Here is a 21288-nt window from a genome sequence, read left to right on the forward strand (position 1 = left end):
AAAGTACTCTGCTGCTCAGTTGACCGCTCACCTCCGACCCGGTTGCTGGGACGCCATCCTTGAGCATGTGGTGGGAGGAGATCTCGCCCAGGGCGTCAGCCACGCCATGCTGTTCCAGCGCCATTGCCGATCGTCGTGACGCCATTCTAGGACCTCCTAAACAAAGAAGGTCCGATCATGAACGCAGCACCAGAAGCAATTTATCGGCAGGTGGACGAAGACCAGGTCACGTTCTGGGTCGCAGTCGACGGGCGAGGTTATCGAGCGTGGGGCACCTTTAGGGGGCGGGACATCAACGCCCGGGGAGGATCTCGATCGGCCGCAGTAGGCGAGTGGCTTCGAAAGGCGAATTACGCAGCCAACGAGTGATGTCTCGGCAGAGGAGCGTAAGGGAGGATCCTCGACCGCTCCTCTGCCCCTGCGTGCGCCTGTAGTGCAGGGCAGCATGGAAGCAGAGTGTGTGCAGACCAGGTTAATCGAAGGTGGGCAGCCCCGCGTACTCGATGAACCGTTCAAGCACCGCTCGTTCGTCCGATGATGTGGCCGTTCCCCCATGGCTGGCTTTACCGCGGAGATCTATTTCCCAGGTGGAGTCTTCTGGGCCGATATACACCGCCGGGCGGCCATCTGGAAACTGGTCTGCCGTCAGGTCAACAATCACCGAATCCACAACGAGCCACATATGTGACTTGCCATTCCGGTTGGCGTTTACAGTGTCGGCCTTCGGGCCGCCTGGAATGCTGTTGAGATAATCGCCTAGGAGTTCCGAGGTCACTGCGCAGCATGCGCTAGGGAAATCCATCATGTGCTGCGGAAGAATGCCCAGGGCTTTCTGTTTGTCGAGCGATGCACGGAAGTCATGCGCGATCTTGTGTAGCACAATCACCATACTGCGAACCATCAACGTGAGTGGGGCGGGGGAACGCCTTTGGGGCGCCCACAAAAAAGCCCCGGGAGTTCCGAGGCTTTTGACTTTCTTAGCCGTAACGCTAAGGAAGGAGCAGCAGGGCGAGATCACGAAGCGGCTGTTACGAGCAGCAGCATGAGGTCACCGCGCATCGAGGGCTAACTTACAGTACCGGCAGGACGGTTTCAACCAATACCGAATCGACTATTCGCAGAGTTGATTCATGGCTCTGTACTCCGACCAGTCGATACCAAGCGCGTCAGCCATTTGCCGATGGCGCTGGATCCGCCACTCCTGGGCTTGCTGTGGGGATTCGGCGACTAACTGAATGACGAACTCATCCAGCTCAATGCCCCGCCTCTCGGCTGCTTCAGCGAACACCCGCACCCGCTGAACTTGGCGGTACTCCTCAACCGTCATTCCGCAGGCCTCGATCACCCCAGCGCTAACCGCTTCAATTTTTTTCATTGCCTGAGGGTTTTCAGCGAAGTACTTGTTGCGAGCTGCGTCGTACCGGTTTTCGAAGGTCAGCATGCCTCACTCCCTGTTATGTGAATTCAACGCTGCGAGGCAGGGGATGCCCCAGATGCGCCAGTGCAGCGTAAGTTTACCGTGGAATGCCGTCACAGATGATGGCCCTGGGCGAGCCGATGTAGCTGATGGCTGCGGAGCCAGCGCCGGGTCCAGCAGTTGAAAGGGTAATACAGCAGATCAGCCAGGCGGCCATCGCCATTGCTCACACCTACTTGGCCGGTGTCCTGGAGCGGGCTCGGGCAGCGACGAGCATCGACGATGCAAAACACGAGTCGAGCGTGGCCATCGGCTATGCCATGCTCATGGCTGACCTAGGGATGCTGACCGAAGACGAGTACATGGGCAAGCGTAGCGAGGCGCTGCAAGCCGTGGAGCGGCAATAGTGTCGGCAACCCAGGTAACCGCCGGTACAGCCGGGCGGCCTAGGAAACGTGTTGACGGCACGCACCTAACTTCTCCGGCCGTGGTTCGGGCGACGACGACGAGCCTGCTACAGAAGCAAGGCTTTTGGAGGCAAATATTGTCGTATAGGCAAATAATCATTGTTAGAGATTGTCCTATAGGATAATCTTTATTCATCGGGCAAGAGTCCCCTGTTGCCATGACTCTCATTACCGATACAGCAGGCGTACACTGCTACGTGGACGTCGATGACCTACCCATCGAAAAGCGCTTTCAGAGCGCGTAATTTCAAAAAGGAAGAGACCAAAATGTCGGAGCATACACTTTATTTACTGGGCTTCCTGGGCCTGGCCCTCGCTTATTTGGCGGCGTTTTTCTGTGTGCCGGCTGGTGTTCGGCGGGTCATGAAGTACATTGCCGCCTGCCTGTTTGTGGTTGGGGCCACCTTCACTGTCTACGGACTTCAACCCTGACCCAGTAGCTGACTTTTTCACGTGCTGAGTGGCAGTACCTGTTGCTTCTGCCTCTAGCCAACGGAGAATCACTTTTTGAAAAGCTTCACGATCTCGATCGCCTGGCTGATGCTGGTGCTCTGGTGTGCGATTCGAGTAGGTTTCGCTCTGCAAACCATTGAGCCGGCAGTTGCTCTCATCACCGACCCGTCAATTTGCCAAGCCGCGGGTGCTCCCGTCGTTAATGGCCTCTGCCGGGCTGAAGGGCGGATTGAGGGTGGGCTCGACGATCAATGGCATCTGCACACTGCAAGCACACCGGCCGAGGGTGTAACGCTACCAAAATCCGTCAGCCTGTTGTATCAGGTCGACTCATACCAGTTCCGCGGTGGTGCAGTAGCCGGCTATGGGCTGGCCATCCTGGCCTTTATCCTGGCGGCCCTGCCAGCTGTAGCCAACGCGTTGAGCATTTCTCGCAAAGCGCGCATTTCAGCTTGTTGATGAAATTTCGTCGGGCGTAGCGCAACATCAAGCGCACTCACAGACTGGGGCTGCAACGCTCTTTGAGCCTGCAGGATAAGCATTGATTGCTATGGAAATGGTACATGAGTAACCACCCAACGCCGCCTCGCCGGCGAACGACACAGCATGAGCTTCTGCTGTGCTTTGCATTAGTCATGCTCGGTTGGCAGGGATACTTGTTCCACTTGCAAGCTGACACAATTGATTCGTTCCGCGGTTACGAGTGGCCTTCGCTATGGCCGGGCGGAGTGGCTGCAATTGCTCTGATCTTGCTGGTGCGCTCGATTAGGCAGTATCAGGCGGCAGTGCGATCTGCTAAATGGATTCGCCGCGATGGTAGCCGTCTTCCGTAATCTGCTGGAAGTTACTCCCCGGCCGGCACATGAGCGGTTTTTTTGAGGGAAGCACCATGACTGAGCGATATGGGACTGATCAACTGGTTGGTGGGGGTTCGCTCGGAGCAGGTGACTCAACGAATGTTAAAGTCCGAATGAAGCCAGCTGCTCGCCATGAGTGGATCATTCAATGGATCCGTGAAAACGGGGACGCTGATGTCCTCAACAGCGAATTCGTCGACGCATATGTCTTCACCACTGGCGCGACATCCGTCGCCCTGGGACTAGGTGCTGATCGCTGCCGGCAATTGGGTCGTGATCTATCCACATTGCATGACGCTCAGCGCCTTACGCGTTGTCGTATCGGCCTGAAAGAACACTATATGGGCATGCCCAATTGGGTTTATGCCTATAGCCTTTAGGTCTTCTCTCACAGAGCCCATTTTTCCTTCGGCGCATGACACACAGATCATTGAGGATCTTCACATGCAAATCAAAACGGCCACCACCTATCGCTTCGTGAAGAGTGGAAACCTTGTTCGAACGATTGAGGCGACATCCTACGGAGGCCGAGGAAATTGGGTTGTAGCCCGGCTCGACACGGGAAAAGAGATGGTTGTCGCCGGCAAGGCGTTGACTGATCAAAATCACCCTGACTGGTCGTGAGAAATCCGTCTCGGCCAGTTACACTTCATGCTGCAGCTAGGCCAGGTCTGAGGAGAGGCGTGAGCTTCGCGCCCACAACGTGAGGTAGGTATGAGCGAGAGCGAGAATTACAGTCAGCTAGACCAGGATCTGGAGGCTTTCGGCGAAAGATGGTCTATCGAGTACTCGATCATCTGCTGCCAGGGTTGCCACTCCAGCCAAGCTGTTGATCAGGCGGCCGAATCGTTCACACATGAGGAAGGGTGCTCGAACGAAATCGAAAGCGCGCAGCATCCATGGCACGAGCTCAAAGCTTTGCTTCGTGACCTGCCTCGCCTTGGCTAGTAAAGCGGGTGGTCAATTTCTTCTCCTACCCTGGCCTCAAACTGGGTAGTTGGAATCTTGGTTAGTTTTGGTGTGCAAGCATTTTATGAAAGCAATTATCTTCGCAGCTTTGGCTACATTCTCGATTAATGCTGCAGCTGCAGAGTCAGCCAATATCAGCACCGAGCTCTATCGCAATGGAGAGCTTGTTTCCCAGCCTCATGTTGTTGCTGTCAGCGGCTCCCAGCGTCCCTACAAAAACGTTGAGTACAGGAAGTTCAGGGAATTAGTTGGTAATAAAGTTCGGCTCGGACGTCTAGAGCTAGGCACAACAGCCTACTTTACGCCAGTTATCACTATCGATGGAGACATCCGTCTCACCATGGACGTCAACTATGTACGCCTGAATGAAATGAAGGCCGACAAATTCGGTAGTCTCGCCGTCGACTTCCCTCAGACTGATGGCTTCGTGTATAAAGGAACCGATATTATTCCCAATGGTGGTAAGCGCGAATATAAATCTTACGATAATGGGGAAGAGTACATTTACGTCGTTTCGGCCACAAGGCAATAAGTGCATGCATTTCCGGCTCTTACGCTGAGTATACTTAGCCAACTGGCGCCGGGGCTCTTGCGCCAGCGTCAGTGCATCCGCCTGGCGCTGCTGGCAGTATGCGACCTCCCTCCTGCAAGCACTCCCCTCCCCACGATATTGATCTGAAAACCCTTCGTCAGTATTGTGCGTACGTGTTAAGAATCAATTAGTGCGCATGGATCTTTATCCGCTATCTAAGCCCTCAGCCCCAAGGCTGAGTTGGGTTCGAAAATCAAATTCATGAGGGGAACGTCCACGTGCGATCAGCAACAGAGAAGGAATGCCCGGGATGCAAGACGCGACAGAAGTTCTATGCGGGCAATGTCTGTCACCAGTGTGAGATCAAGCTTCGAGATTACCCATCGCTGAAAGCCACTGTGGACCAAGCCTCAGGCGGCTCGGCGGTACGCCTGCATTTCGGGGCCCGATTGGCGTTGCCAATGGGGTGCTACAAACTGCCTGGTAGCGAGCGTATGGCTGAAGCCTTGTCTGAACTTGTGCGAGCATCGTTCCCCACCGAAGAAGTCAGTCCTGGAGAAGTGACTGATCCTTGGGTACAAAGAGGTGCGGGCCGGATGTACAGCGGTGATGGCTTCTTCGAGGTGCGTCACCGTGACACCCAGCTTTGCGACTTCATCTCAACCGTCCCCCGTGAATTTCAAGAGGCCCTTCGCAAGTTCCTCTTCGCCACCGATGCAGTGTTACGCGAGAGCAACGCGGAGGGGAGGGTGCAGGGGCAGAACCTGCTGTTCCAATTGAACGATGGCAGCTTGTCCCTGGACGACTTCAACGTTCGGCTAACGCAGGCTCAGAATGGCAATAAGCGATAACCCTGGCCCCCGCAGCACAGCATTAGAAGCTGGCAGTGCGGCGGGGAAGAGGGCCGAGGAGTTGCCCAGGAAATTACCCGTAAGCTGGCCGCTGACGTCGGTGCCGGCGCCAATGAGGAAGCCATCATGACTGACGCACCTGTACTCGCCGTGCGCCGATGTGCGCCGAACCCCATAGAACCAGAGCACTCGCTTTGTGGCGACGCGCCAGAGGCGGTCGAGCTCGGCATGGCGCCGGAGCCGTTCGAGCCAGCCGGCAAGCGATCGATTACCTGCCGGCGCTGCTGTGAGGCAATACGCGAAGTGAAGGCGATACGCAATCGTCTGGAGCCACAGAGCGCATGGCTGGGCGATCGGAACCATTACCAAACCCATGAGCATACGCAGAGCTTTCGGCGACATAGTCGATCTGAGTAGTGTTGAGAGTGGGGGCTGCCTTGCCCGTATCGTCTCCGGGCCTGCTGATTGCAATGTCTGCACCGGATTTGTGGTGGGCGTCTTTGACGACCCAAATTGCGTTGAATGGAAGGTCTTGGAGGCCTTGGATGTGCACTTGAGCCCTACCGATAAGGAATTCCACCTCGTTTCCGAGTGTGTGATGCGCGATGCTGATCATTTCACGCCCCTGAACCCTGTGACCTCCTCTGGTCAGTGCCCGGCCTGTGCAGGGACAGCCGTGGTTAACGAATGGCAAGAGCTGTTATCAGGCACGCTGAAGGCATACAAAAATCTAGTGTGCGGCTGTGGCCACTGGCACGGGGACACCGGAAATCTTGGCGAGTACCAATACCTGGAAGACATTGATGACTGGATTGCTTGGCACCAGATTCACATCGAGCAGGAACTCGCCGAGTTGGAGTGGTTGACCCCCGAGGACTTCCTGGGCTTCGTGTTGGGTCTTCAAAAAGTACATTCCTCCTGTAATGTTGATGGAATATCGAGGGACACACCATCATGACCACTCCACCGGTGATACAGGCGCAACTGCAAGCGGCATTCCGCGCTTTGCGGCCTGGGCAGCTCTCACAAGGCCGCTTCGCTATCATGGCTCACGTCCTCGGTGAAAATGGGAAACCTGCGTGTGGAATGGCTCTGGATCTGGTGAATGCAGAACCCGCCGATCGTATCCAGGTAGCGGTGCGTTGCCGGCGGCCAGGTTGCTCCAGGCGCTGGCCAGATACTGATCCTCTCGATGAGCACTTCTTCTGCAAAGACCATTCTTGGCTCAACGATCTCAAATCAAGCGTCTGATCGGCAGACCCCGGCCGCCACCAATAGAGGCCGCTAACGCATCTTGGGAGAATAACTGCATGTCGATGGAGTTTCGAAACCTGGCGGGAAACACTGTGATGATTGATCTAGGTGCTGAAGGTCAACTAGCCTTTGCATTGCCTGACCCTGCCGCCGAGCCAGGCCTTGGCCAAGTTGAAGAAGTACGCCTTCTGCGGAAGCAGATCGAGGCGCTTGTTCGCAGCAGCGGGGATCCGGCTGAAGCAGCATTGAGCATATGCGTCTTGCTCGATGAGCACCTGGGATTAGCTGAGGAAGGGTTCTTTGACGATGACGATGCGGTCCAGGATGCGATCCTGGCTGCCCGGGCGGCAGATGAGTGAGGAGCTAATACTCCGTGGTGCCGCTGGTGCCGCTGGTCCGTTTCTAACCCTAACCAAGCATCTCACCCCGCACCTCGATGATCGCGCCGCCCAGGGGCGACGATCAGTTCAACCAGCCCTCCAACTCTGAACTCCCCATTCTGCGCGCTATCGCTGCAGATCGGGGGATTGGCTTGAGCTCAAAGCCATCGCATACTGTTCGCATATACAGTATAGGGGGCAGTATGTTTTGGGATGACGAGCCGTTGCCAGAGGTGCCCGCCGACATTCTCGCCCAGGCCGCGAAAGGCGCCGACTCGGGGGATATCGGCGACCGCGAGCGTTCAGCTTTGCAGCGGGTGATCGCTATCAACCAGCGGCTATACCGCAGGGCCTGGGAACTGGAACGCAAGGTAGAAGAACTGGAGTCCCATGGGCAATCCATGCGGCAGCAGATTGTAGGCCTGGTCCAACTTACGCGACGACTGGGATACGAACCGTCTACGAAACAGCCCCGCTGATCGGGGCCCCGCCGGCCGCCTAAGCCCTAAAGCACGTTGAATAATGTTCATGTCTTGGTATTATGCATACGTGTTATGTATTGTCCTGTGGCTGCGCTTCAGGCTTTCGAGATCCAAATAGGTGCTCACGAGCATGGAAGGAACCCTTCAACAAGTTACCCCGTGTCGAAAGTGCAACAGCCTAAGCGGCTGGTACGAGAAGAGAATTTGCAAGTACACGCAGATCTTCGAGGCCAACGGGGACGCCTTCGACGCCAGCAATATGGTGCGAGTTCGAGGCGGCGCTCGCCGCTTCTGTGTGCAGTGCCACCGCGACATAACCGATCAGATACAGGTGGTCGTCGCGTAACAACTCAGTCCAAAATCCTTTCAAAAACCAGAGAGAGACACGAATGAACAAGTCACAGGCACTGCCGCGAGAAACCTACATGGATCGCAACGGGCCTTGGATCCGCCCATTCTTCGCGGCGATCCTGATTCTGTTGGGGCCTGCGCTGATGCAGATCATGAATGCTACCCCGGCCTGGCTGCCAGCCTGGGCGTCGACGTTGGGTGGGGCAATCGGCTTCGTCTTTGCCGGCTTCTATGCGGTCAAGACAAACACCATTTCCGCATTGGTAGTTCGAGTTCTGGCGAATGCGCTGTGGCTGATGCTGATCGCTTACCTGGTTGTCAAAACCATGGCCCATTGAAAGAGCGGGGATCAACGTCCATGCGGGATCCGCTGAAACTGCTCCTTTTCTTCCCGGTCATCCCGATGGTTTGGGGCGGCCTGCAGTTGCACCTGCAATACCTAGGGTGGATTCCCCAACAAAGCCTGAAGTCGATCGTATGGATTATCGCCTTGAGCCTGGTGATGGCTCTCCTAGTTGCTTGGGTGCTCAAGAAGTCATCCTCCCAGGAGCGACTCACGCTTGAGATGAAGCTGAACAGTGTTGTCACTGGCGGAGGAGAGTCCTTCACCGGAGCGTTCTCATCGGATACCCGGTTCTTGGCTGATTTGGAGGAGTTCCAGAATGTCCTCCACGCTGTTGCGTGGCGTGATTCTCGAAACAATGGCTGCTTCAGGGCCTGGCGCGAACGGGCAACGGTCAAGATCTGGCCGGGGCCATTGGGGATCACTGAAATTGAGCTTGAGGTGGTTACCAGGGCCCTAGCTGCAGAATTCACCTCCCTGGAAGTTAAGGTGATGGGAGCGGCCTGTGAGGTCCCATCGCCAGCATTGTCGGTCCAGTCATGAGCTCAGTACACGAATTTTGGTGTCCCAAGTAGGCACATGTGCCTACAATGCAAAAGTAGGCACATGTGCCTATTTTCAGATGTTTGGAGGATTGATGAACGACGAACAGCGGGAAGCCAACCGGCAAGCGTTTCTGGCGCTGCTGAAACAATTTAACGTGAAGCAAGGTGAGAGTGCGGTGCTCATCAATGCCGTCACCCGGCGGCCATGCTCAATTCGAACTGTTCGCTCTTGGCTCAACGATCCGACAAAAAAATCATCCCGGCCTTGTCCATCCTGGGCGGTAAAAGCCTTGCAAGATGGGATTGTGTACATGCAGCAATTGATGGAGCGTCGAGAGCAGCAGCAAGCCGCGAAGCTGACAGCTGGAGACACCCCTAGGTAGGCACATGTGCCTATCTTCGTTATGCAACAGCTCGAACAAACCAATTAAGCCGGGCCTGCTGCCGGGCTGATACCGTATAAAACCATGTGATTTCGTGCACCTGAAATGAGGTTGTCGATATGCCTGCATGCCTGATTGACCCCGCTGACCTGGAGCGGCTCGCCAGCTCGGATACAGGGAGCCTGCAGGTCACCTTGTACCGGAGTGGCCAGGGTCTAGTCCCGTTGGAGGTTTGTGAAGACCAGGACCTAGCACGGGACGAGAAAATGACTGAACTGCGCTCCCTCATCGAGCATATGAAGACTATGAGAGATGAGTATTCCATCGCGTACAACGAAGGACTCATTGATGGTCGGCTCAAAGAACTGAGAGCGCTTGGGATTTTGAGCGAAGAGGACGTCTCTACTATCGAAGGGGAAGTAGCGGCGTGTGTGGCCCGTCTTTACTGAGCCAGCGCCAGCCCGCACAAATGAACTTTTAGGTTCAGCCGGCTGCGCATAGCACGTTAGTCAGGCAGCAGAAAACTCGTGTCGATTGCATTGTGAGGAATATCCACGCCCCACCATTCAAGCGAGCGGTCGCGGAAGGTCAGCCAGTCAGCCTGTGTTGGGCTTCCATGCGTACACATTCGGCACTCAGGTAAGCCAGACATCTGTTCGGTAACGGTATTGTGAAGATCAATTCCCCGAGGACTGAATCGGCCGACCGTTGAGCCGTCACTGCTGTGTATCCAGATTGTCTGGCGATTGGCGGCGATCTGAAGCTCGTAAAACAGCTCCTGGTCGGTTTGTTGAGTCATACCTGTACCTTGAAGTTTGCGTGTACACGGTGATGTACACCTACGTGGCTATCGTGGCAACCCTTCGAAGGAGCCACTATGACCTGGTCGGTGAATCAGATGCCTCGCGGCTTCACTCTACTTGACCGGAAGCGCAACGAAAAACGCCCCCAGCAAGCCGGGGGCGATGGTGTGCATGCTCAAGCCGCAGTTTGCTGTGGCTCAGTCATACGGGGTTGCGGCCGTGGGAGGCAAGCCACGCTCTGCGCGGAATTCTTGGGCCATCTTTGCACGACGCATATCGGAGAGGATGTCGAACTCGCGCTCGTATTCAGGATTGACGCTGCCCGTGACTGCGTAGGCGGCTCGGACCTTCTGGGATTGCACTTCGATGGCGTTACTCATCAGAGCCAGACTCCGCTTGGAGGTCGTTCGGGTGCAAGCCGTAGAGCCTGGCTATGGGGTCCCGTAGTGCACTGCGCAGCGCAGCCAATTCACCTTGCAAGTGCGTGATCTTGGCCATCTGTTCCGTTTCACCTGTATCAGCCATACGATCAGCCACCGCAGACATGTCGCTACTCACGTACGACAAGCCTCCGAAGCCGCTGACGCTGTAGCCGATGAGCTGAGCAAAATGAGCACGGTCCTCATCGCTGACATTTAGCTGGGCAATAGCGTTCATGTCGATGCCGCCTTGTTCCAGCAAGTGCACCACAATTGCATTCGCCTTGAATCGAAGCGAGCCGTTGTCGTCTTTGATGATTGGTTGCATAGGGTGAGTCATGGGGTGTCCTTGTGTGATTTCGAACTGGAGGGTTCTCGTTACACGGTGGGATGTCTTACATCGGGGCATAACGTTCAGTGGGAACAAAAAACCCCAGGCAAGCCCGGGGTGTGGTGGAGCGTTCGCCTAAGTGAGCCTGGAGACGCTATTTATCATCCGCGGCCTGGTCGCGAGGGCGAAGCAGCCGCACTGCATAGGTGCCGCTTACTACGTGGTCAACTTGGGCTGAAAAACGGCTGGTGCCCGCTTCAATTGCCTCAGTCGAGCAGTCTGGGGTGAAGCGCGCAGTCGTTGTGCTCAGCACATTGTTACCCTCGCTGTAGTATTCAGCGATCAGTCGCCTGGCACCGTCATCCCCGGCTTGCAGGTATGCGATTGCCTCTTTGATGCCGACCGCTGTTTGGTACTGCTTTCTGGCCACACCAGAGGTGCAGTTGAAACTCAGGTCGTCGACGATCAGCCAACCCTGAGACCCCAACCGATCAGCTATGAGCGTTTTCAGCGCATCGGCGTCATCTGCAGTGGTAACAGGTGAAGTTGTAGTCGGCTCACCTGGTAGGTGTTTTGCGTCGATCCGGTGAGCCAGATCCTCGGTCACAATGAAATGCGTGGAGCCAAAGGTTCGGACGACTCCACGCCCTTCGATTGGGGACTCCAAGCGATCGAGGAGGGGTCTGGTGTCGCGAATCTCCACTCCCTCACCGGTCTTGGAGATGCGCACGATGCACGCCATCTTGACGATGGTCCGTGCAAGCTCCGGGGTCAGGCAGGTCGCTACTTTCACGAGTGTTGTCATGGTTTCTCTCCTGGGGAATTGAACATCGTGCTCAGGGATGAGTTACATGGCGGAACAAGGATGCTGGCGCTCGCCGGCACATCCGTTACACGCGTGCGTGAGCCATATCCATGGGCAAGTTCAACCAGATTTCCCTTCTGAGGAGTGCCACCCATGAGCAGCAACAAAACCGTCCCTGTCGCCGAGTACCGCCGTGCCTACGACCGTCTCCACCGCAAGGTCAATGACTACCATGCCTGCTGCAGTGCCGATGAAGTTTCCCATTGGAAAGAGATGACCCAACGGGTTTTGACTGAGGTCTCGAACATTTCGTGCTCGCGTGCGAAACCTGATGATGTCGAAAACATGGCCAAAGCGCGTGCGAGGGTCGAGGGCTACCTGGCCGCAGCCGACGAGCGAATCGAGGCCTACAAACGCGCTGCGTGACGTTTTGAATGCGAGCAAAAAAGTGATTATTGGCGGATGAGCAGTATGGAATACCTTCAATACACGCCGGCGCCGTCGGCACGCAGTGCTGATGTTCGCCGCATGCGTGCGGCATTGGCGAATGCAGGCTACATGGCCAGCGAGAACGATATCGAGCGTCTGTGGGATGACTACAGCTTCGCGAGACGCTTCTACAAGGCAGGTTGGTTTGATTTGCCCCAGGACGATGAGCAACTGCTGGAGATTCTGCTTGTTGGGTTCAAGGTGAAGCCTGTCCCCTACGACGATGACGATTCTATACAGTGGCCTTCGAACTGGTAGTACCTTCCGACAGGCCTGATCCCCTAACGCTGCACCACCCCGTTCTGCTCACGCAGTTCGGGGTTTTTTACACCTGCGCTTCCTGCTCAGGAGGGCAATGTCAGTGAGGGGCAACTCAAAGAGCCTGCGGCGATCGGCTGCTGATACCCGCAGCTTCGGCCGCGGGAGCTGCCGTCTGGGGTGGCTTATCAGGTGTTGTTGGCCATTCCTAGCTATACGGCCAACCCACTCCTTGAGGAAGAACCCAATGCAAACCATGCCCGTGACCATCGCCATGCTGCGCAACATTGCACCCGTTTCAGTGGGCGCCAGCCAGTTCAACGGAAAGCCAGTGTTCAAAGCCTACTCGAAGACCGTGGACCGCTATTTTGAGCTGCGCGGTGACGCCTCAACCAGCGATCACTATGCAGCACTGGTTGCCGAGTTCGGCGACGCAATCAGCAAGCCTGCGGCAGATCATGATGTCGAGCAATGCCCCCGGTGCTTCACCGATCTTGAAGTATTCCAGGTTGGCCTTTGCGACGACTGCCAAGCACTCGGTTGCTGAACCAATAACGTTTCATCCACCCGGCCCACGAGGCCGGGTTTTTTGTGCCTTGTAGATGGTGGGCAGGTAGTTCATTGTTGATTATTGTTGTCCTATAGTTTAAAAAAGAAGCTTCCCTCAGCCCTGCGTGGATGGGTCGAAGGTGGAAGGGGTCTGGATGACCAACTGTTGCCATACATAATTTTCGAGGACTCTGCATGCCTGATCCATTCGCACATCACCTGCGGCTTAAGCGCCCATGTGCGAACTGTCCATTTCTCAAGGAGGGAGCGATCGAGCTTGCGCCTGGGCGATTGGACGGGATTATTGAAGGGCTGATGGAGGATGATCAGAGTACATTCCAGTGCCACAAGACGGTCCACTCACGAAAAGGTGGTGAATGGGATGAAGACGGCAATTACAAGGCCTCGGGCCATGAAGCCATGTGTGCTGGTGCTGCGGCTTACCTGATGAAGAATAGAAGTCCCACGGTCGCCATGCGGTTTGCTTTTGCTACGGGAGCCGCAACGCCTAGTGACTGGGATGATGTAGCAGCTTCAATAATCGATTGAATCAGGCGGCATGCCGCCGGGCCTTCACAATTTCGGGTGCAAGAATTTGGAAAACGAAGTTCAACTCCAAGATCGTCCATTGACGCCAGACGAGTTCAGAAACCATTACAAGAAGCGGGGCTGGAACGGCCGTATGCTTGCCATTCGCTGGAAGAAAACAGCTGTATGGATCAGCAAGGTGGTCAACGATCCAGACCGTGATCCGCACTGGGATGACGCGGTCCGCGGCTTGCCAAAAATTGTGATCACCAAGAAGTCAAAGGCGAAGTAGGCGCGATCGGCACCGAGGATCCGCGCAGGTCTTGGCCGTCTGGCTCGTTATACTCCTGGCAGAATGAAAGTCGAATGAGGCGTATGTAATTGCGTTCCGCATCTCCCTGAGTCATGCAACGCAAGCCTCAGGAGATTGCACATGGGAACACTCAACTCGACCCCTACTGGTCCGGAGATGCCTCTCAAATTGTGGGGAGGAGAACAAGGCCAGCGGCTGCGTCGCGCCCAGGCACGTCACGAGAGAATGGTAGCCAAGGCGATCAACGGCAACGTATCTAGCCGCCGTCTCAAACAATTGGTCATGCGCTATGACCGGATACTTCTCGCCGCCGTAAAGCTCGTGCCTCGGTAGCAAGGAAGAATCACGACCATCAAAAAGCCTCAGCCATGCTGAGGTTTTTTTTTGCCCGCTGAAAGGCGATCGGCGCAGCTGCAGGGAGCCGGCGAGCTGGCTTATTCATCTCATCTGTGCGTTTACGATACATAACGCGTACGTGTAATATCAGCGACTCATATCCAGGAGCCCCCCTCAGCCATGCATACACCTTCCTCTGCTCGTAAAACCCAGCTGAGTATCCAGGTGCTGCCAGAGGCTGAAGCCTGATGCTCCCCGTCGACGAACTGAAGGCTGTCAGGGCCCGTGTCACAGAGTGCCTGGGGCTGGCGGCGTCTCATCTTTCCCGTGACATTCCAGAGATACCGGTCCTGTTTAACCTCACTGGTAAATCCGGTGGCATGTTCAGGTACCGCAAAGACAAGGGAACTGGCCGGTGCTACGACCTGCAGTTCCGGTTCAACCGCATTTTGGCGCGAGAGAATCTCTCAGAGTACCTCGATCAAATCTGTCCGCATGAGGTCGCCCACTATGTCACTCACCTGGTATGGGGGGCAGAGGTCGATCCGCACGGGGCCGAATGGACTCAGATTATGGTTGAGGTGTTCAAGGTCCAGGCCGACAGATGTCACCAGCTTGACACATCGAGATCGGTGAAGAGGGAGTTCCTGTACCAGTGCGGGTGTGAAGGTAGAACATTCCGGTTATCGACCAAAAGGCACAACAGCATGGTCAGGCGGACGGCCCTATACAGCTGCAATGCTTGCGGTCAGCTCCTGGCTTTCATCCGAGAGGCTGATAAGGCTGCGGCCCAGGTCATCTCAAAGCTGTTCATTAGCACCCCGGGCCCCGCGATCGACACTGCTCAAGCTGACCGGATCGCCAAGCTCATCATTGATCACCAGGTGAACCAGGTCGTCATTGACTGCTCAATCACGGGTGAGCGCTACCGCCAGCTGATAAGCAAGAAATTGAATGTCCCGTTGGCCTCGGTGACTAGGCATCCGACCCCCGACACCCTGCCAGGCGGGGTGACTCACGCCATCGTCTTCGGCGATGGCCAAGACGATCGCCAAGGGCGCGTAGCCAAGGCTTTCGAGCAGCGAGGGGTGAAGGTACGGATGGTGCGAGCAGGTGTTGGCTGAGGTGGCGGTTATGAAAGCGCCCATTACCACTGAAGCAATTTGCGTAGAGCCCACCATGCGTCATACCGAACCTACCCAGCAATACCCCGATGCCGCGGACACTTTCCGCCTGAAAGCATTCCGAGTCGTCACCGGCGAACTGTTCGCTGCAGCCAATGCGCAGCATGCGCTCGACATGGCCAAATCGCACCTCTCACAGCCCCAGCTCAGCCTGCGTGACGTCGTCGCGGCGAACCACTGGGATTGGGTGGTAACCGATGAGAATGGCGTTGAGCTCGCCGCCGGCGCTTCGGCGCTACTCGCCCGGGCTACCGCACCGGGCTTGCTTGGTCGTTGCAGAACAGACCATTCCTACCAGACCGTGTTCGTCGAAGATCTGAGCGGACGATGCTTGGAATGGGCCATGCGTGAAGCGAGCTTCAAGGCATTTGGTTTCATGATGAGCGCTGAGCCTGGCTGCCCAGTCGCCACTCAGAGGGACGCCGTACGGCGGTGGCTTGGGGATGTCGTGAGCGTCCCTGCAGATCTACATATCCTGGACGTGCAAGCGGCGTGAGCCTTTTGCATGCCGGCACCATGCACCCAGCGGCAGGGGAGAGGCCTCACGTCATACATGTCCGTGTGGGCCATCTCCACCTACAAACTTAACGCACATGAGGTGCCGCACCATGACTAACCCAAACCAAGCAGTAGCAGTCTCCACTGAAGGCCGTGTACCAGCTGATTGGAAAGCTCCTGACTTCTATCAGCCATTGGACCTTCTGCGGGCCAAGCTGGCGTTCCAGTTCGGTGATTTCGCACATCTTGTGCTCAGTCAGTTCGAAAAAGCGAAGACAGCCTACATGGGCCGCGATTTGTCGCAGGCTCAGTTCCCCCGCACTGGCGAGGAGGCGATGATCGAGCTTGAGGTTCGAGCTCAAACCCTGCAGTGGGTTGTTGAAATGGCCGGTCTGACAGGGAAAGCTGTCGACTACGCAGCCAACCGCTATCACGAGGACACCGCGTTCTTGCTGGTCTACTCGATGCCAAACGAAGATGGGCTCCAGACGTTCCGCTGTGGTGGTGGTAGCCCGGGCGCCGCTCTTGCTCAATTCGCGCAGCAGAATCCTGACCGAGTTCAGCTCGTGCAGGAGATCTTTGTGGACAAACGAAGCCTTCAGCCGGAAGCGGCATAACGATTCACCCAAACCCCACCGCCTAGCGCTGGGGTTTTTTTACGCCTGCAGAATACCCGGACGTTCGGCCAGAAAATATTTTTCTGCATGCATAACACGTATGTGTAATTTTACTGTTGTGCGTTTCGGATACTGGCCTTAATATCGGTGCGTGTGAAAATGACAGCATGGTGCCATCAACCTGCCGTATCGATCGTCGAGACGCTGGCGCCAGGCACATTGACCCAACCAATCACGAGGCCCAATCGATGACCCCTCAGGAACTGTTGCAACAGCCCGACGACCAGTACATGAACCCTGAGCAAGTAGCGTTCTTCAAAAACCTGCTGGTGAGCGAAAGCGCTACCGCCACGGGGCGGATCGAGCAGCTGCGCATCGACCTGACGGGCTTGGAAAAAGCTCCTGATGAAGTCGACGCAGCACTGATCGAGCAAGAGCGCCAGTCCATCCTGGGCAGCATCGAACGCGAGAACCAAAGTCTGCGCGATATCAAACAGGCGATGTCTGCCATTGCAGACGGTAGCTACGGCTGGTGCGAAGACACCGGCGAGCCGATCGGCCTCCGTCGCTTACTCTCCTCACCGCGCTCTCTCTTGACTGTCGAGGCCAAGGAGAGCCGCGAAAACAAATCCCGGCACCTTCGCGCAGCGTAATCACTTTTCACCTGAGACATCGCCAGCTCGCCATATTGAGGTTATTCCCCATGCCAAAGTCCCAGCCCCGCAATACATCCCGCACAGCAGATAAGTTCGTGGTGCGCCTGCCTGACGGCATGCGAGAGAAGATCGCTGAAATCGCGAGAGACAATCACCGCAGCATGAACTCGGAAATCATTGCCCGCCTGGACTTGAGCATCGAGCAGGATGAGCATGGCGACCTGACGGTGCGCACGCTGGCGCAGGTAACTCGGCGTTGCGAGGAGCTGGAGCAAGAGCTGGCGCAGATCAAGGCAGCTCAGGGCAACGAAACACCGAAGGCAGGTCTGCAGCAGCTGCCGCGACTGTCGATCGCCAGCGCGCAGTGAAGGACGACCGCCATGGGGAACCTGCTTGATGTAGCTCCTGGCGCAACTGGCGCCGGCACTGCCGACATTGCGGCGTTGCTCTTGAAGGCCGCCCAGCGCTATTTCTACTTGCGTGGCCCTGCCCTCCGAACCGGGAAAGCCAATACCCCAATGGTACGTATCGGCATAGACGCGCTGCTGAGCGGCGAATCGCTCGATGCTGAGGTCGACCGGGCCATGATCGAGACGCATGCCGCGGGGCTCAGTGTTCCACCAGGAGCCAGCGGCCATGCCGGCAGCCATCAGTTCTCAGCGGCAGAAGCGGTGTTTTTGCGAAAGCTGCTCGCAGCGCCACAACCAGCGCAGGCGGCCCAACTCTTGAAGTACGCGACCGCGGTAGGGGTGCGTGACACCGCGAATCTCTTTGCCAACTACATCGCGTACATGAACTCTCCGATGCCCTGGCTGCAGCAGGCGGCCATTGAAGGCCCTCTCGCGACTTTCGGCAGCTCACCATCCAACCGTTTTGAAAATGCGCCTACTGAGCGCCAGCGGGCTACTGAGGGCAGTACGCCGCGCATCTGGTCACAGGCGGTACCCGAAAGTGCCGGCCATTTTTGGAACTGGAGCGGGAAGGAGGGCATCGATGCCTCCTTGTTGGTGGTCACCTGGTCGTCGGACTTAGGCAAGTTCTGCGTAGAAGGGGCACCTGGTACATCGCGACCGATCAGTTGTGAGGAGTGGGGAGGATGGTGGGCAGGGCTCGACCGGCCTAACCCAGCTCAAGAGATCGATTGCCTCCGCTACGCGGCTGCCGGCTGATCGACAGCCCACCTTCCCGGCAGATATCGCTCAGCTGCTTCAACCTCAATTACTCAAGACTGCGCTCATAGGGGCGCTGTCATCACCGACATCACCTAACAAGGCATGACCATGTGGTTTAAGAATCTGACCGTTTACCGTCTGACCCAAGATATTGAATTCGCCGCGGATACGCTCCAAGCCGCCCTGGCGTCGAAGCCGGCACGGCCGTGCGGTTCGCAAGAGCTGGTCACCTATGGCTTCATCGCGCCGCTGGGCAAGGGGGAGGATGCTCCACTCGTTCACCAGAGCGGGAATTTCTTCCTGATCAGTGCTCGGAAGGAAGAGCGCATCCTGCCGGCAAGCGTGGTCAATGATGCTGTGAAGGAGAAGGTCGAGGAGATCGAGAGCGCCCAGCAGCGCAAGGTCTACAAGAAAGAGCGTGACCAGATCAAGGACGATACGATCCAGGCCATGCTGCCGAAGGCGTTTATCCGTCGGGGTGTGATCACAGCGGCCATCGCGCCCAAGCTCGGGCTGATCATCGTCAACAATGCGAGCGCCAAACGTGCAGAGGATCTGCTCTCCACGCTCCGTGAAGTAATGGGGTCCCTGCCGGTGCGCCCGGTGACTGTGAAGATTGCCCCGAGCGCGACCCTCACTGACTGGCTTAAGACCGGCCAGGCGAGCGAAGGCTTCCACGTCCTGGACGAATGTGAACTGCAAGACACACATGAAGATGGGGGATCAGTTCGCTGTAAACGGCAGGATCTCACCAGCGACGAAATCAAAAATCACCTGGCCACTGGCAAGGTCGCGACCAAGCTGTCGCTGGCCTGGCAGGACAAATTGTCTTTCGTCCTGGACGACAAGCTTGTGATCAGGCGCTTGAAGTTCGAAGAGCTGCTTCAAGAGCAGGCTGCCCAGGAAGGGGGAGAGGATGCCCTGGCTGAGGCTGACGCCACGTTCGTGTTGATGATGATGACATTCGCCGAATTCCTCCCGGCTCTGTACGACGCGCTGGGTGGGGAGGAAGTGCCGGCGTCCATCTGAATCAAGCAGGACATCAAGCCTCCGCCGTGGCGGGGGCTTTTTATTGCTCGAAAAAGTATGGAGCCTTGTTCCGCATTCCAGGTGTGTACGGACAACCAGTTTGTCATTTCCCCGATCGGGCTCAGTCCCCGTCAGGGGAGCTGTGTCGACTACTTGGAGCAGCACAATGACCACCATCATCAACGCAACAATTGGCGAATCGAAAGGCGTTTCACGTGTCTTCATGGAGGGCCGTCACCTGCTGACAGCGGGTGTTCAGATTGGCAATAAATACTCGATTAAGTCTGACAAGGTTGCCCGACGTCTAGAGCTAATTGAGGTTCAATTCGGCTTCGCCGGAAAGTGCATCAGCGTATCAAAACGTGAGCGCAATGGGGTTGTTCATCCAGTAATCGACCTGCGTTCAGAGCAAATTCGTGAAGTCTTTGAAGATGATCATAAGGTCCGCGTTGCGATTCGTCGTGGCCGGATTGTGATCACTGCTTTGCAGATTCAAACCAAGATCCGCGAGCGCCTCAAGCGCATGAAAGAAAAGTTGGACCGTGGCCAGAAGCTCGCTGTATGTAGTCTTTTTCATGGCGGTGGGATCTTAGATGCCGCAGTGCACTCTGGCTTAATGCGGTCGGGTGTAGGCTCGTTCTTACAAGTCGGTGTTGAGCTAGAAAGCGAGTATCTCGACTGCTCAATGCGGAATAACACTGAAATTTGGACAGAGGATTCAATTGCGATCAACTCTGATGTTCGGGATGTGTATCTAAGTGAAAATACGCCGCAATGTGAGGTTTTGCTTGGAGGGATTCCCTGTATAGCAGCGTCAAAGAGCGGTAAGGTTAAAAATAAACTGACTTTTGCAGAGGAGCATGCTGACGCAGGCGCGCTTTTCGTGGACTATCTCAACTGGCTCCGTCATGTCAACCCTTGTATTGCGCTGATTGAAAATGTTGGGGAGTACGCAAATACAGCTTCCATGGCGGCTATCCGAAGTGTGTTTATCTACCTCGGATACAGAGTTCATGAAGCAGTCCTTGATGGATGGGACTACGGGACGCTGGAGCACCGGAAACGCTTGGTCGTTGTGGCAATAACTCCCGGTATTGGGGACTCTTTCTCGTTTGAAAATCTGAAGGTGAACAAGGTGAGAGAGACATGCATCAATGCAATACTTGATGACATTCCTCTCGACGACGAATCTTGGAAATCCTATGAATACTTGGCAACTAAGGAGAAAAGAGACAAGGCTGAAGGCAAGGGTTTCGCGAGGCAATTACTAACAGGAAATGAATCTGGTTGTGGCACGCTTGGGACGGGCTACAAGAAGGGCAGAAGTACCGAACCCTTCATATTGCATCCCGAAAATCCAGGACTCAGCAGGCTCTTTACTAAAGCGGAACATGAAAGGCTCAAAGGCATTCCTGCAGGGTTAACCGATGGGGTTTCTGAAACGATTGGTCATGAAATATGTGGTCAGAGCGTCTGCTTTCCTAAGTTTGTTTCAGTGGGTGAGGAAATAGGGCGGGCACTCATGTCATCCCGCAATAACGTGGTTAACTTTCCGTCGCGATCAGCTCAAGCCAGCATGGACGAGGCGGTTTGCGCGGAACCCGAGAAATTCCAAACTGGATCACTGGCTTTACTGATCTGATTGGTGAGGTGCCGCCTTAAACGCTACTCAAACCCGGTTCGCTTAGGCGAATCGGGTTTTTCTTTGCTCGATGAAATTGTTTCAGGCGCTTGATGCCGTCAACCTAATTTGCTATACATTAGTCACTAGTTTTCCCAGAGAGGGGGCGAACATGAAATCGATGACTTTTACTTCTGAATTTCTGAGTGCTGCAAAACAGGCTCCGCGCATCTATTTTGCGCCTCTGGTGGGTGCTTATAAAGCCATCAAGGCTGAAATGGCCAAGGCCGGCGGAGGCGACCGCTCAACCAAGACCACCCCCAAGCACTGACCTTCACAAAGAACCCGCCGATCGAGCGGGTTTTTTGTACCTGTGGTTTACTGGTTTCTGTGAAG

The 21288-nt window shown here is 55.9% G+C and carries 33 protein-coding genes and 1 pseudogene; 28 read left to right on the plus strand and 6 right to left on the minus strand.

Annotated features, from left to right (window positions below):
• Nucleotides 1-472 precede the first annotated feature (472 nt).
• Together APH44_RS25690 and APH44_RS25695 are read right to left on the minus strand one after the other, a co-directional pair.
• Nucleotides 473-889: a hypothetical protein gene (locus tag APH44_RS25690; RefSeq protein WP_054895174.1), complete on the minus strand. Its 417-nt coding sequence runs from the start codon at nt 887-889 to the stop codon at nt 473-475.
• 222 nt (nt 890-1111) lie between these two features.
• On the minus strand, nt 1112-1441 hold the full coding sequence (locus tag APH44_RS25695; protein ID WP_023383678.1) for a DUF6388 family protein: 330 nt from the start codon (nt 1439-1441) through the stop codon (nt 1112-1114).
• A 125-nt stretch (nt 1442-1566) separates the two neighbouring features.
• Here APH44_RS25695 and APH44_RS25700 point away from each other — a divergent pair, with 125 nt between their 5' ends.
• The 14 genes from APH44_RS25700 to APH44_RS29915 all read left to right on the plus strand — a co-directional run bounded on the left by APH44_RS25700 (nt 1567) and on the right by APH44_RS29915 (nt 9733).
• Nucleotides 1567-1824, plus strand: a complete 258-nt coding sequence (locus APH44_RS25700; protein WP_054895175.1) for a hypothetical protein — start codon at nt 1567-1569, stop codon at nt 1822-1824.
• Between the two features lie 267 nt (nt 1825-2091).
• Complete coding sequence (locus tag APH44_RS29905) at nt 2092-2316, plus strand: hypothetical protein (protein ID WP_135002593.1); 225 nt, start codon at nt 2092-2094, stop codon at nt 2314-2316.
• Between the two features lie 75 nt (nt 2317-2391).
• Nucleotides 2392-2796: a hypothetical protein gene (locus tag APH44_RS25705; RefSeq protein ID WP_023383680.1), complete on the plus strand. Its 405-nt coding sequence runs from the start codon at nt 2392-2394 to the stop codon at nt 2794-2796.
• Between the two features lie 430 nt (nt 2797-3226).
• Nucleotides 3227-3574 (plus strand): hypothetical protein, encoded by a 348-nt coding sequence (locus tag APH44_RS29910; protein ID WP_135002592.1) that lies wholly within the window; start codon nt 3227-3229, stop codon nt 3572-3574.
• A gap of 64 nt (nt 3575-3638) precedes the next feature.
• Entirely contained in the window at nt 3639-3818 is a 180-nt protein-coding gene (locus APH44_RS25710; protein WP_122227898.1) for a hypothetical protein, read from the plus strand.
• Between the two features lie 409 nt (nt 3819-4227).
• The gene (locus APH44_RS25720; RefSeq protein ID WP_177342485.1) at nt 4228-4695 is read left to right on the plus strand and encodes a hypothetical protein; all 468 of its coding nucleotides are present in this window, start codon (nt 4228-4230) and stop codon (nt 4693-4695) included.
• 494 nt (nt 4696-5189) lie between these two features.
• Entirely contained in the window at nt 5190-5546 is a 357-nt protein-coding gene (locus APH44_RS25725) for a hypothetical protein (RefSeq protein WP_139139836.1), read from the plus strand.
• Nucleotides 5547-5919: 373 nt separating this feature from the next.
• Complete coding sequence (locus APH44_RS25730) at nt 5920-6504, plus strand: hypothetical protein (protein ID WP_023383684.1); 585 nt, start codon at nt 5920-5922, stop codon at nt 6502-6504.
• Nucleotides 6505-6856: 352 nt separating this feature from the next.
• The gene (locus tag APH44_RS25740) at nt 6857-7159 is read left to right on the plus strand and encodes a hypothetical protein (RefSeq protein ID WP_023383686.1); all 303 of its coding nucleotides are present in this window, start codon (nt 6857-6859) and stop codon (nt 7157-7159) included.
• A gap of 224 nt (nt 7160-7383) precedes the next feature.
• A complete protein-coding gene (locus APH44_RS25745) occupies nt 7384-7659 on the plus strand; it encodes a hypothetical protein (RefSeq protein WP_041925829.1) in 276 nt (91 codons plus the stop codon).
• Between the two features lie 392 nt (nt 7660-8051).
• Nucleotides 8052-8351: a hypothetical protein gene (locus APH44_RS25755; RefSeq protein WP_023383689.1), complete on the plus strand. Its 300-nt coding sequence runs from the start codon at nt 8052-8054 to the stop codon at nt 8349-8351.
• Between the two features lie 20 nt (nt 8352-8371).
• On the plus strand, nt 8372-8899 hold the full coding sequence (locus tag APH44_RS25760; RefSeq protein WP_023383690.1) for a hypothetical protein: 528 nt from the start codon (nt 8372-8374) through the stop codon (nt 8897-8899).
• Nucleotides 8900-8993: 94 nt separating this feature from the next.
• A complete protein-coding gene (locus APH44_RS29490) occupies nt 8994-9284 on the plus strand; it encodes a hypothetical protein (RefSeq protein ID WP_041925792.1) in 291 nt (96 codons plus the stop codon).
• Between the two features lie 266 nt (nt 9285-9550).
• Nucleotides 9551-9733: a hypothetical protein gene (locus APH44_RS29915; protein WP_135002422.1), complete on the plus strand. Its 183-nt coding sequence runs from the start codon at nt 9551-9553 to the stop codon at nt 9731-9733.
• 56 nt (nt 9734-9789) lie between these two features.
• Here the strand turns inward: APH44_RS29915 and APH44_RS25770 are convergent, their stop codons facing one another.
• From APH44_RS25770 to APH44_RS25785, 4 genes are all read right to left on the minus strand, one after another.
• Nucleotides 9790-10083, minus strand: coding sequence for a hypothetical protein (locus tag APH44_RS25770; RefSeq protein ID WP_023383692.1), 294 nt, complete (start codon nt 10081-10083; stop codon nt 9790-9792).
• 201 nt (nt 10084-10284) lie between these two features.
• Nucleotides 10285-10467, minus strand: coding sequence for a hypothetical protein (locus tag APH44_RS25775; RefSeq protein WP_023383693.1), 183 nt, complete (start codon nt 10465-10467; stop codon nt 10285-10287).
• The gene (locus APH44_RS25780) at nt 10460-10834 is read right to left on the minus strand and encodes a hypothetical protein (protein WP_023383694.1); all 375 of its coding nucleotides are present in this window, start codon (nt 10832-10834) and stop codon (nt 10460-10462) included. Before APH44_RS25780 ends, APH44_RS25775 begins: the two co-directional genes overlap by 8 nt.
• A 157-nt stretch (nt 10835-10991) precedes the next feature.
• Complete coding sequence (locus APH44_RS25785) at nt 10992-11642, minus strand: hypothetical protein (protein WP_023383695.1); 651 nt, start codon at nt 11640-11642, stop codon at nt 10992-10994.
• 153 nt (nt 11643-11795) lie between these two features.
• Here APH44_RS25785 and APH44_RS25790 point away from each other — a divergent pair, with 153 nt between their 5' ends.
• The 14 genes and pseudogenes from APH44_RS25790 (at nt 11796) to APH44_RS29920 (ending at nt 21223) form a co-directional block, all read left to right on the plus strand.
• Entirely contained in the window at nt 11796-12068 is a 273-nt protein-coding gene (locus APH44_RS25790; RefSeq protein ID WP_023383696.1) for a hypothetical protein, read from the plus strand.
• 45 nt (nt 12069-12113) lie between these two features.
• Entirely contained in the window at nt 12114-12389 is a 276-nt protein-coding gene (locus APH44_RS25795) for a hypothetical protein (RefSeq protein WP_023383697.1), read from the plus strand.
• A gap of 247 nt (nt 12390-12636) precedes the next feature.
• A complete protein-coding gene (locus APH44_RS25800; protein WP_023383698.1) occupies nt 12637-12936 on the plus strand; it encodes a hypothetical protein in 300 nt (99 codons plus the stop codon).
• 197 nt (nt 12937-13133) lie between these two features.
• On the plus strand, nt 13134-13487 hold the full coding sequence (locus APH44_RS29495) for a hypothetical protein (protein ID WP_023383699.1): 354 nt from the start codon (nt 13134-13136) through the stop codon (nt 13485-13487).
• 46 nt (nt 13488-13533) lie between these two features.
• Nucleotides 13534-13758, plus strand: a complete 225-nt coding sequence (locus APH44_RS25805; protein ID WP_041925831.1) for a hypothetical protein — start codon at nt 13534-13536, stop codon at nt 13756-13758.
• 605 nt (nt 13759-14363) lie between these two features.
• Nucleotides 14364-15239, plus strand: a complete 876-nt coding sequence (locus APH44_RS25815) for a SprT-like domain-containing protein (protein ID WP_023383702.1) — start codon at nt 14364-14366, stop codon at nt 15237-15239.
• Nucleotides 15240-15249: 10 nt separating this feature from the next.
• On the plus strand, nt 15250-15795 hold the full coding sequence (locus APH44_RS25820) for a hypothetical protein (protein ID WP_176483548.1): 546 nt from the start codon (nt 15250-15252) through the stop codon (nt 15793-15795).
• Between the two features lie 112 nt (nt 15796-15907).
• Complete coding sequence (locus APH44_RS25825) at nt 15908-16414, plus strand: hypothetical protein (RefSeq protein ID WP_023383704.1); 507 nt, start codon at nt 15908-15910, stop codon at nt 16412-16414.
• Between the two features lie 248 nt (nt 16415-16662).
• Nucleotides 16663-17067, plus strand: coding sequence for a TraR/DksA family transcriptional regulator (locus APH44_RS25830; RefSeq protein WP_023383705.1), 405 nt, complete (start codon nt 16663-16665; stop codon nt 17065-17067).
• 50 nt (nt 17068-17117) lie between these two features.
• Nucleotides 17118-17267 (plus strand): annotated as a pseudogene (locus APH44_RS30800) (Arc family DNA-binding protein); the annotation flags it as partial.
• Between the two features lie 183 nt (nt 17268-17450).
• Complete coding sequence (locus APH44_RS25840; RefSeq protein WP_054895176.1) at nt 17451-18239, plus strand: hypothetical protein; 789 nt, start codon at nt 17451-17453, stop codon at nt 18237-18239.
• Nucleotides 18240-18350: 111 nt separating this feature from the next.
• A complete protein-coding gene (gene rdgC, locus APH44_RS25845) occupies nt 18351-19271 on the plus strand; it encodes a recombination-associated protein RdgC (RefSeq protein ID WP_023383708.1) in 921 nt (306 codons plus the stop codon).
• A gap of 166 nt (nt 19272-19437) precedes the next feature.
• Entirely contained in the window at nt 19438-20913 is a 1476-nt protein-coding gene (locus APH44_RS25850; protein WP_054895177.1) for a DNA cytosine methyltransferase, read from the plus strand.
• A gap of 151 nt (nt 20914-21064) precedes the next feature.
• Entirely contained in the window at nt 21065-21223 is a 159-nt protein-coding gene (locus APH44_RS29920) for a hypothetical protein (RefSeq protein WP_156342200.1), read from the plus strand.
• Nucleotides 21224-21288 lie beyond the last annotated feature (65 nt).

Source organism: Pseudomonas sp. NBRC 111143, assembly GCF_001320965.1.
In the GTDB taxonomy this organism is placed as follows: domain Bacteria; phylum Pseudomonadota; class Gammaproteobacteria; order Pseudomonadales; family Pseudomonadaceae; genus Aquipseudomonas; species Aquipseudomonas machongensis.

Coding starts and splice junctions, on each gene's coding strand:
- APH44_RS25690 (WP_054895174.1), bottom strand. CDS start 889: ATGGTGATTGTGCTACACAAGATCGCGCATGACTTCCGTGCATCGCTC.
- APH44_RS25695 (WP_023383678.1), bottom strand. CDS start 1,441: ATGCTGACCTTCGAAAACCGGTACGACGCAGCTCGCAACAAGTACTTC.
- APH44_RS25700 (WP_054895175.1), top strand. CDS start 1,567: ATGGCTGCGGAGCCAGCGCCGGGTCCAGCAGTTGAAAGGGTAATACAG.
- APH44_RS29905 (WP_135002593.1), top strand. CDS start 2,092: ATGACCTACCCATCGAAAAGCGCTTTCAGAGCGCGTAATTTCAAAAAG.
- APH44_RS29910 (WP_135002592.1), top strand. CDS start 3,227: ATGACTGAGCGATATGGGACTGATCAACTGGTTGGTGGGGGTTCGCTC.
- APH44_RS25710 (WP_122227898.1), top strand. CDS start 3,639: ATGCAAATCAAAACGGCCACCACCTATCGCTTCGTGAAGAGTGGAAAC.
- APH44_RS25720 (WP_177342485.1), top strand. CDS start 4,228: ATGAAAGCAATTATCTTCGCAGCTTTGGCTACATTCTCGATTAATGCT.
- APH44_RS25725 (WP_139139836.1), top strand. CDS start 5,190: ATGGCTGAAGCCTTGTCTGAACTTGTGCGAGCATCGTTCCCCACCGAA.
- APH44_RS25730 (WP_023383684.1), top strand. CDS start 5,920: ATGAGCATACGCAGAGCTTTCGGCGACATAGTCGATCTGAGTAGTGTT.
- APH44_RS25740 (WP_023383686.1), top strand. CDS start 6,857: ATGTCGATGGAGTTTCGAAACCTGGCGGGAAACACTGTGATGATTGAT.
- APH44_RS25745 (WP_041925829.1), top strand. CDS start 7,384: ATGTTTTGGGATGACGAGCCGTTGCCAGAGGTGCCCGCCGACATTCTC.
- APH44_RS25755 (WP_023383689.1), top strand. CDS start 8,052: ATGAACAAGTCACAGGCACTGCCGCGAGAAACCTACATGGATCGCAAC.
- APH44_RS25760 (WP_023383690.1), top strand. CDS start 8,372: ATGCGGGATCCGCTGAAACTGCTCCTTTTCTTCCCGGTCATCCCGATG.
- APH44_RS29490 (WP_041925792.1), top strand. CDS start 8,994: ATGAACGACGAACAGCGGGAAGCCAACCGGCAAGCGTTTCTGGCGCTG.
- APH44_RS29915 (WP_135002422.1), top strand. CDS start 9,551: ATGACTGAACTGCGCTCCCTCATCGAGCATATGAAGACTATGAGAGAT.
- APH44_RS25770 (WP_023383692.1), bottom strand. CDS start 10,083: ATGACTCAACAAACCGACCAGGAGCTGTTTTACGAGCTTCAGATCGCC.
- APH44_RS25775 (WP_023383693.1), bottom strand. CDS start 10,467: ATGAGTAACGCCATCGAAGTGCAATCCCAGAAGGTCCGAGCCGCCTAC.
- APH44_RS25780 (WP_023383694.1), bottom strand. CDS start 10,834: ATGCAACCAATCATCAAAGACGACAACGGCTCGCTTCGATTCAAGGCG.
- APH44_RS25785 (WP_023383695.1), bottom strand. CDS start 11,642: ATGACAACACTCGTGAAAGTAGCGACCTGCCTGACCCCGGAGCTTGCA.
- APH44_RS25790 (WP_023383696.1), top strand. CDS start 11,796: ATGAGCAGCAACAAAACCGTCCCTGTCGCCGAGTACCGCCGTGCCTAC.
- APH44_RS25795 (WP_023383697.1), top strand. CDS start 12,114: ATGGAATACCTTCAATACACGCCGGCGCCGTCGGCACGCAGTGCTGAT.
- APH44_RS25800 (WP_023383698.1), top strand. CDS start 12,637: ATGCAAACCATGCCCGTGACCATCGCCATGCTGCGCAACATTGCACCC.
- APH44_RS29495 (WP_023383699.1), top strand. CDS start 13,134: ATGCCTGATCCATTCGCACATCACCTGCGGCTTAAGCGCCCATGTGCG.
- APH44_RS25815 (WP_023383702.1), top strand. CDS start 14,364: ATGCTCCCCGTCGACGAACTGAAGGCTGTCAGGGCCCGTGTCACAGAG.
- APH44_RS25820 (WP_176483548.1), top strand. CDS start 15,250: ATGAAAGCGCCCATTACCACTGAAGCAATTTGCGTAGAGCCCACCATG.
- APH44_RS25825 (WP_023383704.1), top strand. CDS start 15,908: ATGACTAACCCAAACCAAGCAGTAGCAGTCTCCACTGAAGGCCGTGTA.
- APH44_RS25830 (WP_023383705.1), top strand. CDS start 16,663: ATGACCCCTCAGGAACTGTTGCAACAGCCCGACGACCAGTACATGAAC.
- APH44_RS25840 (WP_054895176.1), top strand. CDS start 17,451: ATGGGGAACCTGCTTGATGTAGCTCCTGGCGCAACTGGCGCCGGCACT.
- rdgC (WP_023383708.1), top strand. CDS start 18,351: ATGTGGTTTAAGAATCTGACCGTTTACCGTCTGACCCAAGATATTGAA.
- APH44_RS25850 (WP_054895177.1), top strand. CDS start 19,438: ATGACCACCATCATCAACGCAACAATTGGCGAATCGAAAGGCGTTTCA.
- APH44_RS29920 (WP_156342200.1), top strand. CDS start 21,065: ATGAAATCGATGACTTTTACTTCTGAATTTCTGAGTGCTGCAAAACAG.